This window comes from Tessaracoccus sp. MC1627 (genome assembly GCF_014164725.1).
GTDB lineage: Bacteria > Actinomycetota > Actinomycetes > Propionibacteriales > Propionibacteriaceae > Arachnia.
In genome coordinates this window covers 193,840-210,036 of the sequence record NZ_JACJGA010000007.1, presented here as the reverse complement: position 1 = coordinate 210,036, position 16,197 = coordinate 193,840, and the positions used below count along the sequence as shown (strand labels likewise).

Sequence of the window (16,197 nt, the reverse complement as noted above, 5' to 3'; positions counted from 1 at the left end):
GCCGGTCAGCATAGCCCGAGGGCTCCTCGGGGCTCAGCCTGCGTGGAACCCGGCGAGCTCCACCTGGGCCGCGCGCAGCTCCTCGAGCTGCTCACCCACGCGATCCGGCGCCGTGCCACCCCGCCCATTCCTGGAGGCGACGGATCCCTCCACCGTCAGGACCGCCAGCACCGACCCGTCGAGATGGGGCGAGATGGCGGGAAGGTCCTCGGCGGTGAGCTCCTGCAGCGTGATGCCCCTCGCCTCGCAGTAGCGCACCGTCTCCCCCGCTACCTCGTGGGCGACGGCGAACGGTACATGGGCGCGGACGAGGTGATCCGCCACATCCGTGGCCAACGAGAAGCCCTTCGGCGCCACCTCGGCCATCCGGTCCGGATGGAAGGTCAAGGTCCCGACCATGCCCGCGACGGCGGGCAGCAGCACGTGAAGCTGGTCCACGCCGTCGAAGATGGGCTCCTTGTCCTCCTGGAGGTCCCGGTTGTACGCCAGCGGAAGCCCCTTCAGGGTCGCGAGCAGCCCCGCCAGGTTGCCGATCAGGCGCCCCGCCTTCCCGCGCGCGAGCTCCGCCACATCCGGATTCTTCTTCTGCGGCATGATCGAACTGCCCGTGGACCAGGCGTCGTCCAGGCTGGCGAATCCGAACTCGGCGGTGCACCAGAGGATCACGTCCTCCGCCAGGCGGGACAGGTCCACACCGATCTGGGCCAGCACGTAGGCGGCCTCGGCGATGAGGTCCCGTGCCGCGGTGCCGTCGATCGAGTTGGGCACGGAGGAGCCGAATCCGAGCTCGCGGGCGACCAGCTCGGGGTCCAGCCCCAGGGAGGTGCCGGCGAGCGCCGCGGAGCCGTACGGGCTCACCGCCAGTCGGCGGTCGAGGTCGCGCAGGCGGTCGATGTCGCGGGCGAGCGGCCAGGCATGCGCCAGTAGGTGGTGGCTCAGCAGGATGGGCTGCGCGGACTGGAGGTGTGTGCGGCCGGGCATCACCACGCCCAGATGCCGGTGGGCTTGCGCGGCAAGCGCGTCGATGACCTGATCCACGTCCTGGGCGATCAGCCGGGCCTCCTCGCGCAGATAGCTGCGGATGAGGGTGGCGATCTGGTCGTTGCGGGAGCGTCCCGCCCGCAAACGGCCTCCAAGCTCCGCGCCGACGATCTCCTTCAACCCGCGCTCCAGGGCGCCGTGGACGTCCTCGTCGCTCTCGGCGGCGACGAACTCGCGCGCCTCGACCCGACGGGATAGCTCCGCGAGACCCTCGTCCATGGCGGCCGCCTGCTGATCGTCCAGCAGTCCCGCGGCGTGCAGGGCCTTGGCATGGGCCCGGGACCCGGCCACATCGTGGAGCGCCAACCGCCAGTCGAACTGCGTGGACTTGCTCAACGCGAACATGGCCTCGCTGGGTCCCCCCGCGAATCGACCGCCCCAGAGTCGTCCCTGCTCAGTGCTCATCGAGAAGCCCTCTTCCTGGTCGTCCGCTCTTGGTCATCTCGGAGATCCGCAGCACCACGCCGTCGGCCGCCTCCTCGTCTGCGGCGATGACGAGGATGGTGTCATCCCCGGCGATCGTACCCATCACGCCCGCCATCGCGGCGGCGTCGAGGCTGGCGGCGAGATACTGAGCGGCCCCCGGGGGCACCTTCAGCACGATCTGATTGCCGGCCGCACGCAGCGACTGGAGCATCTCCGCGCACAGGCGGGCCAGCTTGTCCATCGTCGCTCCGTGCCCTTCATCGGAGCCCGCGGCGTAGACGAGGGAGCCGTCATCCGCCCGCTGCCTGATGGCGCCGAGCGCCAGAAGGTCCTTGGACAGTGTGGGCTGGCTCACGCTGATGCCTTCCGCGGCCAAGGCCTCGATCAGATCCGCCTGCGAGGCGTAACGCGCCTCGTTGACCAGCTGGCGCAGCGTGGCCAGCCGTCCCGCCCTCGTCACTTCAGGCATGCGGCGCCAGGAGGCCCGGCAGCGCGTCGACGAAGGGCTGCAGTTCTGCTGGCGTGGAGATGAGCGGCGGCGCCACCCGCAGGACGTTCGGGCGCGGCGCATTGATGATGAATCCCGCGTCCAGCGCGTCGTCTGCCACCCGCGCCGCCACCTCATCGGTCAGGACCACCCCGAGGAGCAGGCCCCGCCCCCTGACTCCCCTGATCAGGGGATGACCCAGATCCCGCATGGCGTCGGCGAGCCAACGCCCGGTGGTGCGGGCGTTGTCCAGGACGCCGCCCTCCAACGCATCGAGGACGGCATGTCCGGCGGCCGCAGCGACCGGGTTGCCGCCGAAGGTGGTGCCGTGCTGCCCCGGCTGCAGCAGGGACGCCGCAGAACCTGTGGCGAGGCAGGCACCCACCGGAAAACCGTTGCCGAGCCCCTTGGCCAGCGTGACCAGGTCCGCCACCACGCCCTCAGCGCGGTGCGCCAGGTACTCGCCGCACCGGCCGAGCCCCGTCTGCACCTCGTCGATCCACAGCAGCGCGCCCGCCGCGGTGGCGATCTCGCGCGCCGCGGCCAGGAACCCCTCCGGCGCCGGGACCACGCCGTTCTCCCCCTGGATGGTCTCCACCACCACTGCCGCCGTCGTGTCGTCCACCGCCTCGCGCAGCGCGGCGACATCGCCGAAGGGCACGAAGGTCACCTCGCCGGGGAGAGGTTCGAACGGCTCGCGGTACTTGGGATTGTGGGTGAGCGCCAGGGCCCCCATGGTGCGGCCGTGGAAGGAGCCCTCCATGGCCACCAGCTTGGTACGGCCCGTGAGCCGCGTCAGCTTGAAGGCCGCCTCGTTGGCCTCCGTTCCGGAGTTGGTGAAGAACACGCGTGCCTCGGGCGCGCCCGTGAAGGCAGCCAACCGCTCGGCGAGGCGGATCTGCTGCTCGCTGGCGAAGAAGTTGGACACGTGGCCGAGGTGGCCCAACTGGCGAGTGATCGCCGCGGTGACGCCGGGATGATTGTGTCCGAGGCCGTTGACCGCGAGCCCGGAGAGGAGGTCGAGATAGCGGGCGCCGTCGGCGTCGTAGAGGTGCACCCCTTCACCGCGCTCGAACACCCGTTTCGGGGGGCCGAACGCGTTCATCATCACAGCGCCGTACCTCGCCTGGAGATCTGCCTGGCTCATGCCGCTGCCCCCTCGTTGGTGACCATGGTGCCCACGCCCTCGTCGGTGAATATCTCCAGCAGGAGGCAGTGCGGGATCCGCCCGTCGATGACGGTGGCGGACGTGACGCCTCCCTCGACGGCGCGGATGCAGGCCTCCATCTTGGGGATCATGCCCGCGTCGAGTCGCGGGAGCATTCCGCGCACCTCGGGCGTCGAGATCTGCGTGATCACCGACTCCTCGTCGGGGTAGTTGGCATAGACACCTGCCACATTGGTGAGCATCACCAGCCGCTTGGCCCCCAGCGCCACCGCCAGTGCGGCGGCCGCCGTGTCGCCGTTGACGTTGTGCACCTGCCCCTCGACGTCCGGGGCGACGGTGGCCACCACCGGGATGCGGCCAGCCTGGATCAGGTCGAGGATGGCCGCCGGATCAACCGACTCCACGTCGCCGACGAGTCCCAGGTCTATCTCCTCGTCATCGATCATCAGGCCGCGACGCTTGGCGGTGAACAGTCCGCCGTCCTCGCCCGACATGCCCACGGCGAACGCCCCGTGCTGGTTGATGAGATTGACCAACTCGCGCCCCACCTGCCCGACGAGCACCATCCGTACCACGTCCATCGCCTCGGGGGTGGTGACGCGGAGCCCGCCGCGGAACTCCGAGGCGATGTCGAGGCGCGCCAGCATTGAGGAGATCTGGGGTCCGCCGCCGTGCACCACGACCGGCTTCACGCCAACGCGCCGCAGGAACACGATGTCTTCGGCGAAGGCGCGCTTGAGCGCGTCGTCGGTCATGGCGTTCCCGCCGTACTTGATCACGACGGTCTGCCCGGCGTACTCCGCCAGCCAGGGCAGCGCCTCGATGAGGGTGCCCGCCTTGGCGATGAGCTCGGGCTGCTGCTGGATACGGGTCTTGGTCATCATGGGAGGTCCCTCGGGTTGCGGAGCGTGAAGGCGGAGGTGCGGCGGAGCGCCGCGGTCAGGTGGAGTACTCCGCGTTCTCCTTGACGTAGTCGTAGGTGAGGTCGTTGGTGAGGATCGTCGCTGTGTCGCGGCCGGCATGAAGGTCCACCTGGACGTGGACCTGACGGCCCGACAGGTCCACCAGGCCGCGGTCGTCGCCGATCTGGCCCGCCCGGCACACCATGATGCCGTTGAAGGAGACGTCCAGGGCGTCCGGGTCGAACGTGGCGTGGGTGACGCCGATGGCAGAGAGCACCCTCCCCCAGTTGGGATCGCCGCCGAAGATGGCGCACTTGAACAGGTTGGACCTGGCGATCTCCCGGCCGACCGTCAACGCGTCACTCTCGGACGCTGCACCGACCACCTCGATGGAGATCTCGTGGGCCGCGCCCTCGGCGTCGGCGATCAACTGCCGGGCGAGGTCCTGGCAGATCGCGGTCAGCGCCACCTGGAACTCGGTGGGCTCCGGCGCTGTCCCGGAGGCGCCGCTGGCCATCAGCAGCACCGTGTCGTTGGTGGACATGCAGCCATCGGAATCTGCCCGATCGAAGCTCAGCCGGGTGGCCTCCCGCAGGGCGGCGTCGAGGCTTCCCGCGTCGAGGACGGCGTCGGTGGTGAGCACCACCAGCATGGTCGCGAGGCCTGGGGCGAGCATGCCCGCTCCCTTGGCCATCCCTCCGATCGACCACGGCCCAACCCGAATGCCTGCCTGCTTCGGGACCGAGTCGGTGGTCATGATGGCGACGGCCGCGGCGGGGCCCCCGTCATCCGACAGGTGTGCGCACGCGTCGTCGACCCCCGGCAGCAGGAGGTCCATCGGCAGCCGGAGCCCGATCAGCCCGGTGGAGCACACCGCGACGTTGTCAGTGATGAGCCCGAGCTGCCCCGCGACCCGCGACGCCGTCGCAGCCGAATCAGCGAAACCGTCCGCTCCCGTGCACGCGTTTGCGCCGCCCGAGTTGAGCACCACGGCCTGCAACTGTCCGTCCTCGACCGCCTGCCTCGACCACTTCACCGGGGCCGCGACGACGCGGTTCGAGGTGAAGACGCCGGCCGCCGCCATGCTCGGCCCGGTGTTCCGGACGACGGCGAGGTCTGGGCGGCCGCTCGCCTTGAGGCCGGCCGTGACGCCCGAGGCGAGGAATCCCTGCGGGAGGGTCACTCCGGTAGGTGTGCTCATGACTGTGTAGCTTCCTTATCTGAGATATGCGTTGCCTGGATCAGGGCGCGACGCCCACCGCGGGCAACCCGAGTGACTCCGGAAGACCCAGGGCCAGGTTCATCGACTGGACCGCACCGCCGGCGGTGCCTTTGGTGAGGTTGTCGATGGCCGAGATGGCGATCAGCCGACCCGCCGACTCGTCGACCGTCACCTGGACAGTCGTGACGTTGGACCCCGCGACCGAGGCTGTCTGAGGCCACACCCCCGGCGGCAGGACGTGCACGAACGGTTCGTCTGCGTAGAACTCCCGATAGGCCTGCTGCGCGTCCTCGGAGGTGACACCCTCGGCGACTGGCGCGGAGCAGGTGGAGAGGATTCCCCTGGGCATCGGGGCCAGCAGCGGGGTGAACGAGACGTTGACCGCGGCGCTGGTCACAGACGAGAGGTTCTGAACGATCTCAGGGGTGTGCCGGTGAATCCCGCCCACTCCATAGGGGCTCATGTTGCCCATCGCCTCGGAGGCGAGGAGGTTCGGCTTGAGTGACTTCCCGGCGCCGGAGGCCCCGCTGGCCGCGACGATGACGATCTGGCCCGGATCTATCAGGCCGTTGGCCACGGCGGGGAGAAGGGCGAGCGTGCAGGCCGTCGGGTAGCAGCCCGGGACCGCGATGCGCCTGGCCCCGGCCAAGCGCTCCCGCTGGCCCGGCAACTCGGGCAGGCCGTACGGCCACGTCCCCGCATGCGCCGACCCGTAGAACCGCTCCCACGCAGCAGAATCCTGGAGCCTGAAATCGGCCCCGGCGTCCACCACGAGGGTGTCGTCGCCCAACTGCTCTGCGATGGCGGCCGAAGTGCCGTGCGGAAGCGCGAGGAAGACCACGTCGTGGCCTGCCAACTCGTCCGCGGTGGTGGGCGCGACCACACGGTCGGCCAAGGCGAACAGGTGGGACTGGTGGACCCCCAGCCTGTCGCCGACGCTCGAGTTCCCGGTGAGTGCGCCGATCTCGACCTCGGGGTGCTGGAGCAGCAGGCGAAGCAGCTCGCCGCCCGCGTAGCCCGTGCACCCCGCCACCGCCACTGAATACGTCATAGGCTTGAGTATGCCAGGAGTTCGATACATATTCCACCCGGGGCGGGATACCCTGGGTTCCCCACATCTGAGGAGGCGCCGGTGGCCAGCTTCGTCCGCACGACGATCTCGCTCGTGCTCCTGCTCGCCGCAGTTGGCGCCGCATTGGCCGGGCTGGGGGCCCATTGGCTCGACCGGGTTGCCCGCACCCCGGCCCCCCTGCACGCGATAGCGGGTCCCCTGGCTTCCGATCAGCGCGTGATGGACGCGATCGCCGTCGAACTGAGCGCGGCCGCGGTCGCACGTCTCCCCTCCGCCGTCGACCTTCTCCCCGGAGTCCGGACACAACTGGAGGACCTGATCGGGCTCGCCGTACACGCAGCGCTGACCGATGACGGCGTGACGGAGGCGTGGCACGAGGCGATCGACCTGTCGCGTGCGGACTTCGTGACGGGCCTGGACGCCATGCGCACCGACGGCGCCGACGCTCCGACTCTGTGGCTGCCACTGGCGCCATTCGTCGAGGAGGGTCAGGCCAGGCTGCTGGAGATGACGCCGGAACTCCTGCGCCCCCTCGTCTTGGAGCTCGACGTCCCCGCCGAGGAGCTGCGTATCGCGCTCGGCCGGCCCGACACGGTGCAGGCCGGATACGCCGCTGACGGGTTGGCGGTGGCAAGGCACTGGATCTGGTTCTACGCGGCCGCTACCCTGCTGGCTGTCCTCGGGCTCGCCGTCGGCTCACGCCGAGGGCGCTGGGTTGCCTGGACCCTGGCGGCGGTCGCTGGGATGGTCGCGGTGATCCTCGGGCGGCGCACGCTCGACGGGGTTTCCGTCCCCGACGGGAGTACCCTCGCTGCGGCGGTCCAGTCGGCCCTTGTCGAGGGCACGATGTCCTCCCTGCAGGACTGGACCGCACCCGCCGTCACGGTGGGATGGGCGCTCCTCGCATTCGGAATCCTCGGCCTGGTCATCTCTGCAGCAGGGCCCAAGGGTCGCGTTAGCTGAGTTCGCCGATCCTGCCCCCGCGAACGCGCGATAGGTTGACCTGAGTTCGCCGCTTCGAAGGGAAGACATGTCTGAGGAGACCTACCAGGGCATCGCGATGGTCGTGTACTTCGCCGCCATGATCGGCATCGGAGTCTGGGCCTACTACCGCACGACCACCGTCAACGACTACATGCTGGCGGGACGGGCGCTCGGCCCAGTGGCGGCCGCGCTCTCCGCGGGAGCCTCCGACATGTCGGGGTGGCTGCTCATGGGACTGCCCGGGGCGCTGTACCTCTCAGGCATGGTGGAGTTCTGGATCGCCATCGGGCTGAGCATCGGCGCTTGGCTCAACTGGAAGTTCGTCGCCCCCCGCCTGCGCGCCTACACCGAACTGGCGGGCGACGCGATCACCATCCCCAGCTTCTTCGGCAACCGCCTCAGGGACTCGACGAGAGCGCTACGCCTCACCGCCGGCGTGATCATCCTGGTGTTCTTCACCTTCTACGTCTCGAGCGGAATGGTGGCCGGGGGCAAGTTCTTCGACGCCTCGTTCGGCATGGACTACCGCCTGGGCATGGTCCTGGTGGCCGGGGTTGTGGTGCTCTACACCCTGGTGGGTGGCTTCCTGGCCGTGTCCTACACCGACCTCGTCCAGGGAATCATGATGCTGGCGGCGCTGGTGGCGGTCCCGCTCGCAGGGGTGGTCTATATCGGCGGGCCGGTCGCGCTGTACGACATCGTCGTGACGCTGGACCCGGACGCCTTCAAGCTCTGGGGGGCCACGACCACCGTGATGGGCGTGGTGTCGTCTGCCGCGTGGGGGCTGGGCTACTTCGGCCAGCCGCACATCATCGTGCGGTTCATGGCGCTGCGCACACCTCAGGAGGCCGTGCCCGCCCGACGCATCGGCATGGGCTGGATGATCCTGTCCTGCCTCGGCGCCGCAGGCACCGCACTCGTGGGCATCGCCGTCTTCAAGCGTGACGAGGGCCTCCTCCCGGACCAGGAGACGGTGTTCATCGCCTTGGGACAACTGCTGTTCCACCCCCTGATCGCCGGGTTCATGCTGGCGGCGATCCTCGCCGCCATCATGTCCACCATCTCGTCGCAACTCCTGGTCACGGCGTCGGCCCTCGTCGAGGACCTGTACGCGACGTTCTTCCCCGCAGGGCTGACCGCCGCACGCGGCGTGCTGTTGAGCAGGGGGGCGGTGCTGGCCGTGGCCATCGTCGCCGCTGCCCTGGCCTGGGAGCAGAACGACACCATCCTGGGCCTGGTCGCCTTCGCCTGGGCCGGCTTCGGCGCCGCCTTCGGGCCGACGGTGCTGCTGAGCCTCTACTGGCGCGGGCTCAGCAGTTGGGGAGCCCTCGCGGGCATGGTGGTGGGCGCGGTGACCGTCGGCGTCTGGGGGACGTTGGAGGGCGGCATCTTCGACGTCTACGAGATCCTGCCCGGCTTCCTGCTCAACCTCCTCACGGCGCTCACTGTGTCGTCGGTGACCTACCGTCGGAACCCGGAGATCGAGGCCGAGTTCGACGAGCAGGTCCGCCTGCTGGCCCGGGCGTGATCTGAGGCATCAACCACCACGCCCACACCGCTCCCGCCCAGCACAGACCCCCGATCACGGCCCCGGCCGCCGCGATCGGCCACGCCACCGTCACCAGTGCCACGATGCCGGGCGCCAGCAGCCAACCCGTGCCGTTGACGGTGTTCCACCTGGCCAGATGCCGGGTCCGGTGGGCCTCGGGCGACAGGTCGATACCCAGCGTCATCACGATGCCGGCCCCGAACCCGTTCCCGAATGCCACCAGGGCCGCCGACGCTGCAAGGGCCCAGAAGGCCCCGGTCCGCGAACCCTCTGGGATTGTCGCGGAGAGCACCACCAGAAGCACGTATCCGGCGCCGGAGAAGATGAGGCACGGCACCAGGACGGCGGCCCGCCCATGTCGGTCCATCAGGGTCCCCGCCGGAACGAACATCCCCAACTCGACCACGGCGGCGATGGCGAAGATGAGCGAGATCTCGTCACCGCGGAGCCCGAGCATCGCGCCCAGCAGCGGGAAGATGAGCGGGCGGGAGATCCGGGACATGGTGAGCGGCACCGTGGCGAATCCGGCGAGGACCATGGTCACGCCGGCGGTCCGGTCCGGCGCCTGCGGCGAGGGCGCCACCGGGATTCTTCCCACTGCCTGGCGCATGGTGGGTCGCTTCGCGGCGTGCTCCCCGGGGAGCATCGTGAGCGCCACCATGAGCGTGGCGGCGGCCATCGCCACCGCGTCGAGACCGATCACCCAACCCTCATGCCCCAGGGCGATGATGCCTGCCCCGAGCAGTGGCCCGATCACCTGGCCGATGCGCATCATGCCTCCGAAGGTGCTCATCCCCCGGGCCCGCAGTTCTGGTGGCAGAGCGGTTCCGAGGTAGGCCTGCCGCCCGATGATCCACACCTCCCGGGACAGTGACGACACCACGAGGGAGGCGACAAGGCCCGCTTGGTGCCAGTGCGTGGGGCCGGTGATGCGTGCATGCTCCACCATCACCAGCGTGCCGATCTGGGTGCAGGTCACCGCCACCCCGGTGACGATCATGGCCCGCCGCTCCCCCAGCGCCGTCATCAGCGCCCCCAAAGGGATGGGGCCGAGAACACCCACGACACCGGTGATGAGGGTCAGCGCTGCTGCCGCCGGTACCGAGAACCCCAACGCCAGGGCGATGAGCGGGATCACAGGCAGAGTGGCCATCATTCCGACGGCCTGGGCCAGCGTGGGCGCGTACACCGGTCCGATCAGCGAACGCAGGACGAGGCGCGCACTCGCGCTCATCGCATCGCGCCGGGTCCGACCCCGATCCGCACCGTGGACGAGTCCACCCCTGAGATGAAGAGCGCAAGCCCCCACTCGAAGGTGCGGGTTGCGTCGGCGGCATCGAAGTGGCTGACCACGCCCAGCTGATGCATCTGCGCCCGCGTCTGTTCCTCCATGACGTGCCCGAGCACGAAGTGCAGGAGCGCCGCCATGGTGGCGGCAGGCTCAGGCGCCAGCCCCGCTTCCAGCCGCTCCCTGCCAGCGCCACACGGGTCCACCGCGCCGAGTCCGAGCGCGTGTGCCGAGGAGACCAGCTCGGCGGCATCGCGGTGCTGGAGCAGCGCCCGACGCAGCCCTCGCGCCCACTCCGACAGCCATTCGGCGACGGCGCCTGGACCCGGGGCCCCGTCGGCCACAGCGGCGGCGAGGATCTCGTCGGCGACGGCCGCAAGCAGCGACTGCTTGTTGGGAACGTGATAGTACAGCGCCCCGGCCTGGACCCCGAGTGCGTCGGCAACCCGCCGCATCGAAAGGTCGCCGAGGCCGTACTCGTCGAGAATGCCTAGCCCTGCCTCAACGATGGACCGACGGGACAGCGCCACGCGCCTCAGCCCCGCATCCGGTGCTCGAACCAACCCGACGCGGCGATCGGGCGATACCCCAGACGCCGGTTGATGGCCAACATGTAGTCGTTCTCCGACGCGTTGCCCGTGCTCAGCCGCCCGGCCAGTGGCCACTGTGCGCGCACGGAGGCGTGACTGTGCGTCTTGGCGAACCAGCCCAGGCCGCGACCGCGGTGGTCTCCAACGACGAGGGTCTCCCACTGGTCCACCACCGGCCGGCCGGACTCGTAGATGAATCGGGTGAAGCCGACGAGGCGCCCCGTCGGGATGTGCCGGACGGCGGTATAGAGCCACTCGCAGCCACCCCTGGCCAGCGCCTCATCGTGGCTGAGCACCCGGGCGGCGTCGATCAGCTCAGGCTCAAGAGCCGCCTCGCCCATCGGCACGTCGGTGCTCATCACCACCATCAAGCGGGCCATCTCGTCCAGCCATTCAGCCGGGGTGGTTCCAGACCACTGCACCAGGTCGTACTCGGGCGCGGTGGCCGCCCGAGCCGCAGCGGCATCGGCGTCCAGCAGGCCCTGCTCCGGGAGGGTCATCCCTGAGATGGTCTCAACCTGCACGAGCCGGTAGCCCCTGCCCAGCAGGAATCGCGCCGGTGCTCCTTCCGGGTCGATGGCCCCCTCCCCCTCAGCCGCGCTGAGCCGGCGCGAGCCGCGGGGAGTGGCCGGCTCCCACGTCCAGGCCTGCAGGGTGTCGCGGCCGGCGGAGCGCGCCTCCGCGACCGCTGCGTCATAGAGCGCCGCGCCTATGCCACGGCCGCGGTGAGCCTCCGCCACGACAACGCTGAGGAAGGCCACGTGCCTGTTGTCACGCTGCGGCAGCTCAACGAACGCGACACCCACGGGCGTGCCGTCCTCGAACGCAACGAACGGCACCTGGAGGCTGTACTGGGGCCTGGTCCCTTCGGCCCAGCGGCGCAGCGCCGAGTGCGACAGGTCCTCGTTGCCGAACAGCCCGCGCACCACGTCGCCCCAGAGACGCTCGTCGAGTTCGAAGATCCAGAAGCCTGGATCCTCAGGGAACGAGGGGTAGTCCATCCGCGTGATCTGCACCTGAGCAGCCTACTCGGGACGCCGGGGAACCGGCGTGAGCGTCAGGCGCGCTGCACCGCCCCGAACCGTTCGACGGCGACCGCCACGGCCGCCTGCCTCGCGGCTGCGGCTTCCGCGTCGGTGAGCGTCCTGTCGGATCGGAAGCGCAGCGCGAACGCCAACGACTTGCGTCCCTCGCCCACCTGATCGCCCGAGTACACGTCGAACAGGGAGATGGACTCCAGCAGTTCCCCGGCACCCTCAGCCAACGCGGACTCGACCTCAGCGGCAGGGACGTCGCGATCGACGATCAGCGCCACGTCCTCCTTGGCGAGCGGGAACGGTGACAGAGTCCCGATGGCGCCCCCCGAGACGGCCTGGCTCAGCAGGAGGTCCAGGTTGAACTCGACAGCCGCGGTTCGCTCGGGGAGCCGCAGAGCCGCGACCACCGCTGGGTGCACCTCGCCGGCGTAGCCCAGGACGATCCCGTTGAGCGACAGCTCAGCGCAGCGACCGGGATGCCATGGCGCCCGCTCCACGTTGCGCCGCGACAGCCGCGCACCCACGGCCGCGGCGGCGTGCTCCGCGAGGGCCACCACGTGTGTCCAGTCCGCCGCGACAGCAGGGCCGGCCCATCCCGCGGGCCTCCAGTTGCCGGTGACGACCGCGGCCACCGTGTGCGGCTGCGCCGGGATGGCCGCGTCGATGTCGGCGATCTCCTCGTCGGAGGGTCGGTGCGCCACGCCGGGACGCGGTGCGGCGGGCTCGCCACCGTCGAAGAACGCCTTGCCCTGCTCGAACAGCGCGAGGTCCGTGAGGCTGCGGGAGGTGTTGCGCGCCACGGCGGCGAACAGCCCCGGCAGCAAGGAGGTCCGCAGGTAGGGATGGGTCTCGGACAGCGGGTTGGCCAACCGGATGAGCCGCCGGGTCGGGTCGTCGGCCGGGATCTGCAGCTGATCGAGCTCCTCGACGGAGGCGAAGGGCAGCGACAGCACCTCGGTGAAGCCGAGGGCCGCGATGGCCCGCAGCACGGCCCGCCGATGGAGCACGCGCGGCGCCAGCCCGCGGCTCACGGGCGGGATGGGGAGCTTGAGTCCGATGCGGTCGTAGCCGATGTGGCGTCCGACCTCCTCGACGACGTCGTAGGGATCAACGAGGTCGCCGCGCCAGCTCGGCACCTCCAGCGTCAGGGAATCGCCCAGCGAAGTGACGGACACCCCGCTTGCCGCCAGCAGCCGGACGCTCTCGTCCTGATCCACGCGCGTCCCCAGCACGGCGGGGATGAGTCCGGAGCGCAACGACACCCTGTGGGGCGTTGGGGCCGACCCGACGACGGTCTCGGCTGTCATCGCACCCCCGCCGTGGGTGGTGAGCAGTTGGGCGGCGCGCCGGGCGGCGGCGTAGGGCACCTGCGGGTCGACGCCGCGCTCGAACCGCTTGGACGCCTCCGAGGGAAGTCCGTGGCGGCGGAAGGTCCGGGACACGGAGACCGGCTGGAAGTGCGCTGCCTCGAGCACGATGGTGGTTGTCGATCCGGACACCTCGGTGTCTTCGCCGCCCATGACGCCCGCGAGCCCGATCGGGCCTGAGTCGTCGGTGATCAGCAGGTCGTCTGCGTCCAGCTGCCGGTCCTGCCCGTCCAGGGTCCGCAACTTTTCCCCTGCTGCGGCCGCACGGACCCGGATCGGGCCTTGGAGCTTTCGCGCGTCGTAGGCGTGGAGGGGCTGACCGGACTCCAGCATCACGTAGTTGGTCACGTCCACCGCCAGCGAGATCGAGCGGACTCCCGCCCCCTTCAGCCTGTCCGCCATCCACCCCGGGGTGGCGGCAGCCGGGTCGAGGCCGTCAATGGTGAGGGCTACGAACGCCGTGCAGCGGGGGTCCTCCAGCACGACGGGGTGTCCGCCGTCGGTGGGCTCAGGCAGGTGCTGCCGGTACGGATCCTCGAACGAGACCCCGTTGACGATCGCGGCCTCCCGCGCCAGGCCCCGGAGGGACAGGCAGTAGCTGAGATCGGGGGTGACGTCGATGTCCAGCACCTCGTCGGCGGTCCACAGGAGCGCCACGGCGTCGTCGCCCGGCTCACCTGCGTCGGAGGGCAGCACGATGATGCCGTCGTGATCCTCGCCCAGCCCGAGCTCGAGCTGGGAGCAGATCATGCCGTCGGAGACGTGTCCGTAGGTCTTTCGGGCGGCGATCTGGAAGTCGCCGGGCAGCACGGTGCCGGGGAGCGCCACCACCACCAGGTCGCCTTCGGCGAAGTTGTGGGCTCCGCAGACGATGCCGCGGCTCGCGGGGTACTCGTCAGTGGCCTCGTCGTTGTGGGCGCCGACATCCACCCGGCAGTAGCGGATGGTCTTGCCGTTCTTCTGCGGCTCATCCACCGACGTGAGCACGCGCCCCACGGTGAGGGGACCGGTGACGGGCGACTCGGTGGACTCGATGTGTTCGACGGTGAGGCCCAACGCGGTGAACTGTTCGGCGAGGTGGGCGGTGGTGACGCCGGCGGGCAGCGTGACGAGGTCTCGCAGCCAGGAAACGGGGGCCTTCATCGGGATCCTCCCAGGATTGAACGGCTGAATCGGATGTCGCCCTCGACGAAGTCGCGGAGGTCCGGCGCGCCGGTGCGGAACATCACCGTGCGGTCCACGCCCATCCCGAAGGCGAAGCCCGAGTAGACGTCGGCGTCAATGCCGCAGGCCGTGAGGACGCGCGGGTTGACGACGCCACAGCCGCCCCACTCGATCCAGCCTTCGGACCGGCAGGTGCGGCAGGGGCGCTCCGGGTTGCCGACGGACTCACCGTGGCAGACGAAGCACTGCAGGTCCACCTCGGCGCTCGGCTCGGTGAACGGGAAGTAGTGGGGCCGCATCCGGGTCTGCACGTCGCCGAACATTGCCCGCGCCAGGTGGTCCAGAGTCCCCCGCAGGTCAGCCATCGAGATGCCCTTGTCGACGACGAGTCCCTCCAACTGATGGAACACGGGCAGGTGGGTGGAGTCGTACTCATCGGCCCGGAAGACCTTCCCGGGGCTGATCACATACAGCGGGACGCCACGCTCGAGTAGAGACCGGACCTGCACAGGCGAGGTCTGGGTGCGCAGCAGCTTGCCCTCCGACGGCGGGTCCACCCACAGGGTGTCCTGTTGGGCCCGTGCGGGGTGGTCCGGCGCCAGGTTGAGTGCGTCGAAGTTGTACCATTCGGCCTCGAGTTCGGGACCGTCGGCCACCTCCCAGCCCATGCCCACGAATACGTCGATCATCTCGTCGATGAGGGACGTGACGGGGTGCAGAGCCCCGCGGGGGCCCATCTCCACAGGCAGCGTCATGTCAAGGCGTTCGGCCACGAGCGCCTCCTCGAGTTCGGAGGCCGCAAGGCCGGCCTGGCGATCCGCGAAGGCCCGCGCGACGGTAGCGCGCGCCTGCCCCACCCGTTGCCCGGCCTCCTTGCGGGCCTGAGGCGGAAGGGCGCCGATCTCACGGTTCGCCAACGCCAGCGGCGAGGCGTCGCCCGCGTGGTCCAGGCGGGCCTGCTTCAGCTCGGCGGTGGTGGTGGCCGCGTCGATCGCCGCCAGGGCGGCCGCCACGGCGGAGTCGATGGCATCCGGATTGAGGGCAGCGACCTGCTTGGGATCAAAGTTGTCATTGGGCCCGGACATCGTCGGGTCCTCCTTCTTCACCGGTTCGACGTTGCGCAGATGCGGTGGCGTAGAGGCACACCGCAGCCGCGCTGGAGAGGTTGAGGCTCTCCGCTTGCCCCCACATTGGCACGGCGACCACCTCGTCCGCCAGCCGGGCATCCTCCGGCGGCAGTCCCCACGCCTCATTGCCCATGATCCAGGCGATGGGACCGCTGAGCTCACCGGCGGCGGCCTTGAGGTCCAGTGGTGCCCCGTCGCCGTCGGCCGCGAGGACCTTCAGCCCCATCGCCTTGACCCGCGCGACGGCCTCGGACAGGGGAACGCCGGTGAGGATGGGCATGTGGAAGAGGCTGCCCACCGTGGACCTGACGGTCTTGGGGTTGTAGATCTCGACGCTTCCGGCGGTGAGGATCACGGCGTCGGCGCCGAAGGCGTCGGCGCACCGGATGACGGTGCCCGCGTTGCCGGGGTCCCGCACCTGTGCGCAGATCACCACCAGCCGGGCGCCCTCCAGGGCGTCCCAGCCGTAGCTCAGCTGCCGGCAGACCGCGACGATGCCCTGCGGGGTGACCGTGTCGCTGAGCTGCCTCATGGCGTGCTCGTCGGCCTGCCACACCGGCACGGCGATCCCCTCCAGGAGATCAGCGTGCTTGGCGGGATCGTCGACGATCACCTCCTCGACGACATCCGCCGCGGCCAGCGCCTCCCGGACCGCCTGGCGACCCTCGACGAGAAAGGTCCCCGACAGGTCCCGGCCCCTCCTCTGCGTCAAACGACGAACCGAACGCAGCACCGAGGCGGGAAGGCCAGGGGCAACGTTCGGTTCCATCGTC

At 70.0% G+C, this 16,197-nt stretch carries 14 protein-coding genes; 2 read left to right on the top strand and 12 right to left on the bottom strand.

All coding sequences use genetic code 11. The features are described from left to right. Positions 1-33: 33 nt before the first annotated feature. The 6 genes from argH to argC are packed head-to-tail and all read right to left on the bottom strand — an operon-like array spanning position 34 to position 6,297. Complete coding sequence (gene argH / locus H5399_RS14575; RefSeq protein WP_182783898.1) at positions 34-1,446, bottom strand: argininosuccinate lyase; 1,413 nt, start codon at positions 1,444-1,446, stop codon at positions 34-36. Continuing rightward, a complete protein-coding gene (locus H5399_RS14570) occupies positions 1,436-1,936 on the bottom strand; it encodes an arginine repressor (RefSeq protein WP_182783896.1) in 501 nt (166 codons plus the stop codon). The genes argH and H5399_RS14570 overlap by 11 nt, the downstream gene beginning before the upstream one ends. Then, entirely contained in the window at positions 1,929-3,101 is a 1,173-nt protein-coding gene (locus H5399_RS14565) for an acetylornithine transaminase (protein WP_182783894.1), read from the bottom strand. Before H5399_RS14565 ends, H5399_RS14570 begins: the two co-directional genes overlap by 8 nt. Continuing rightward, on the bottom strand, positions 3,098-4,003 hold the full coding sequence (gene argB, locus H5399_RS14560; protein WP_182784032.1) for an acetylglutamate kinase: 906 nt from the start codon (positions 4,001-4,003) through the stop codon (positions 3,098-3,100). Before argB ends, H5399_RS14565 begins: the two co-directional genes overlap by 4 nt. A gap of 58 nt (positions 4,004-4,061) precedes the next feature. After that, positions 4,062-5,225 carry a bifunctional glutamate N-acetyltransferase/amino-acid acetyltransferase ArgJ gene (gene argJ, locus H5399_RS14555; protein ID WP_182783892.1) on the bottom strand — a complete coding sequence of 388 codons (1,164 nt, stop codon included), beginning with the start codon at positions 5,223-5,225 and terminating at the stop codon, positions 4,062-4,064. A 40-nt stretch (positions 5,226-5,265) separates the two neighbouring features. Then, complete coding sequence (gene argC, locus H5399_RS14550; protein WP_182783890.1) at positions 5,266-6,297, bottom strand: N-acetyl-gamma-glutamyl-phosphate reductase; 1,032 nt, start codon at positions 6,295-6,297, stop codon at positions 5,266-5,268. Between the two features lie 81 nt (positions 6,298-6,378). Here argC and H5399_RS14545 point away from each other — a divergent pair, with 81 nt between their 5' ends. Beyond that, complete coding sequence (locus H5399_RS14545; RefSeq protein ID WP_182783888.1) at positions 6,379-7,281, top strand: hypothetical protein; 903 nt, start codon at positions 6,379-6,381, stop codon at positions 7,279-7,281. Positions 7,282-7,348: 67 nt separating this feature from the next. Next, positions 7,349-8,830, top strand: a complete 1,482-nt coding sequence (gene putP, locus H5399_RS14540) for a sodium/proline symporter PutP (RefSeq protein ID WP_182783886.1) — start codon at positions 7,349-7,351, stop codon at positions 8,828-8,830. On the opposite strand, the gene H5399_RS14535 is transcribed toward putP, so the two are convergent. From H5399_RS14535 to H5399_RS14510, 6 genes are read right to left on the bottom strand one after another with little or no spacing between them, the layout of a single operon-like run. After that, positions 8,745-10,085, bottom strand: coding sequence for an MFS transporter (locus tag H5399_RS14535; protein WP_182783884.1), 1,341 nt, complete (start codon positions 10,083-10,085; stop codon positions 8,745-8,747). The two genes, putP and H5399_RS14535, sit on opposite strands and share 86 nt — an antisense overlap. After that, positions 10,082-10,669: a TetR/AcrR family transcriptional regulator C-terminal domain-containing protein gene (locus H5399_RS14530; protein WP_182783882.1), complete on the bottom strand. Its 588-nt coding sequence runs from the start codon at positions 10,667-10,669 to the stop codon at positions 10,082-10,084. Before H5399_RS14530 ends, H5399_RS14535 begins: the two co-directional genes overlap by 4 nt. Positions 10,670-10,674: 5 nt before the next feature. Then, the gene (locus tag H5399_RS14525) at positions 10,675-11,745 is read right to left on the bottom strand and encodes a GNAT family N-acetyltransferase (protein ID WP_182783880.1); all 1,071 of its coding nucleotides are present in this window, start codon (positions 11,743-11,745) and stop codon (positions 10,675-10,677) included. A 41-nt stretch (positions 11,746-11,786) separates the two neighbouring features. Beyond that, complete coding sequence (gene pheT / locus H5399_RS14520; RefSeq protein WP_182783878.1) at positions 11,787-14,276, bottom strand: phenylalanine--tRNA ligase subunit beta; 2,490 nt, start codon at positions 14,274-14,276, stop codon at positions 11,787-11,789. Further along, on the bottom strand, positions 14,273-15,382 hold the full coding sequence (pheS, locus tag H5399_RS14515) for a phenylalanine--tRNA ligase subunit alpha (RefSeq protein WP_182783876.1): 1,110 nt from the start codon (positions 15,380-15,382) through the stop codon (positions 14,273-14,275). The genes pheT and pheS overlap by 4 nt, the downstream gene beginning before the upstream one ends. Continuing rightward, the gene (locus H5399_RS14510; protein WP_182784030.1) at positions 15,366-16,193 is read right to left on the bottom strand and encodes an RNA methyltransferase; all 828 of its coding nucleotides are present in this window, start codon (positions 16,191-16,193) and stop codon (positions 15,366-15,368) included. The genes pheS and H5399_RS14510 overlap by 17 nt, the downstream gene beginning before the upstream one ends. Positions 16,194-16,197 lie beyond the last annotated feature (4 nt).

Excerpts from the sequence above, each read along its gene's own strand:
- H5399_RS14565 (WP_182783894.1), bottom strand. The coding sequence starts at position 3,101 with ATGAGCCAGGCAGATCTCCAGGCGAGGTACGGCGCTGTGATGATGAAC.
- pheT (WP_182783878.1), bottom strand. The coding sequence starts at position 14,276 with ATGAAGGCCCCCGTTTCCTGGCTGCGAGACCTCGTCACGCTGCCCGCC.
- H5399_RS14535 (WP_182783884.1), bottom strand. The coding sequence starts at position 10,085 with ATGAGCGCGAGTGCGCGCCTCGTCCTGCGTTCGCTGATCGGACCGGTG.
- putP (WP_182783886.1), top strand. The coding sequence starts at position 7,349 with ATGTCTGAGGAGACCTACCAGGGCATCGCGATGGTCGTGTACTTCGCC.
- pheS (WP_182783876.1), bottom strand. The coding sequence starts at position 15,382 with ATGTCCGGGCCCAATGACAACTTTGATCCCAAGCAGGTCGCTGCCCTC.
- H5399_RS14570 (WP_182783896.1), bottom strand. The coding sequence starts at position 1,936 with ATGCCTGAAGTGACGAGGGCGGGACGGCTGGCCACGCTGCGCCAGCTG.
- argJ (WP_182783892.1), bottom strand. The coding sequence starts at position 5,225 with ATGAGCACACCTACCGGAGTGACCCTCCCGCAGGGATTCCTCGCCTCG.
- argH (WP_182783898.1), bottom strand. The coding sequence starts at position 1,446 with ATGAGCACTGAGCAGGGACGACTCTGGGGCGGTCGATTCGCGGGGGGA.
- argB (WP_182784032.1), bottom strand. The coding sequence starts at position 4,003 with ATGACCAAGACCCGTATCCAGCAGCAGCCCGAGCTCATCGCCAAGGCG.
- argC (WP_182783890.1), bottom strand. The coding sequence starts at position 6,297 with ATGACGTATTCAGTGGCGGTGGCGGGGTGCACGGGCTACGCGGGCGGC.
- H5399_RS14510 (WP_182784030.1), bottom strand. The coding sequence starts at position 16,193 with ATGGAACCGAACGTTGCCCCTGGCCTTCCCGCCTCGGTGCTGCGTTCG.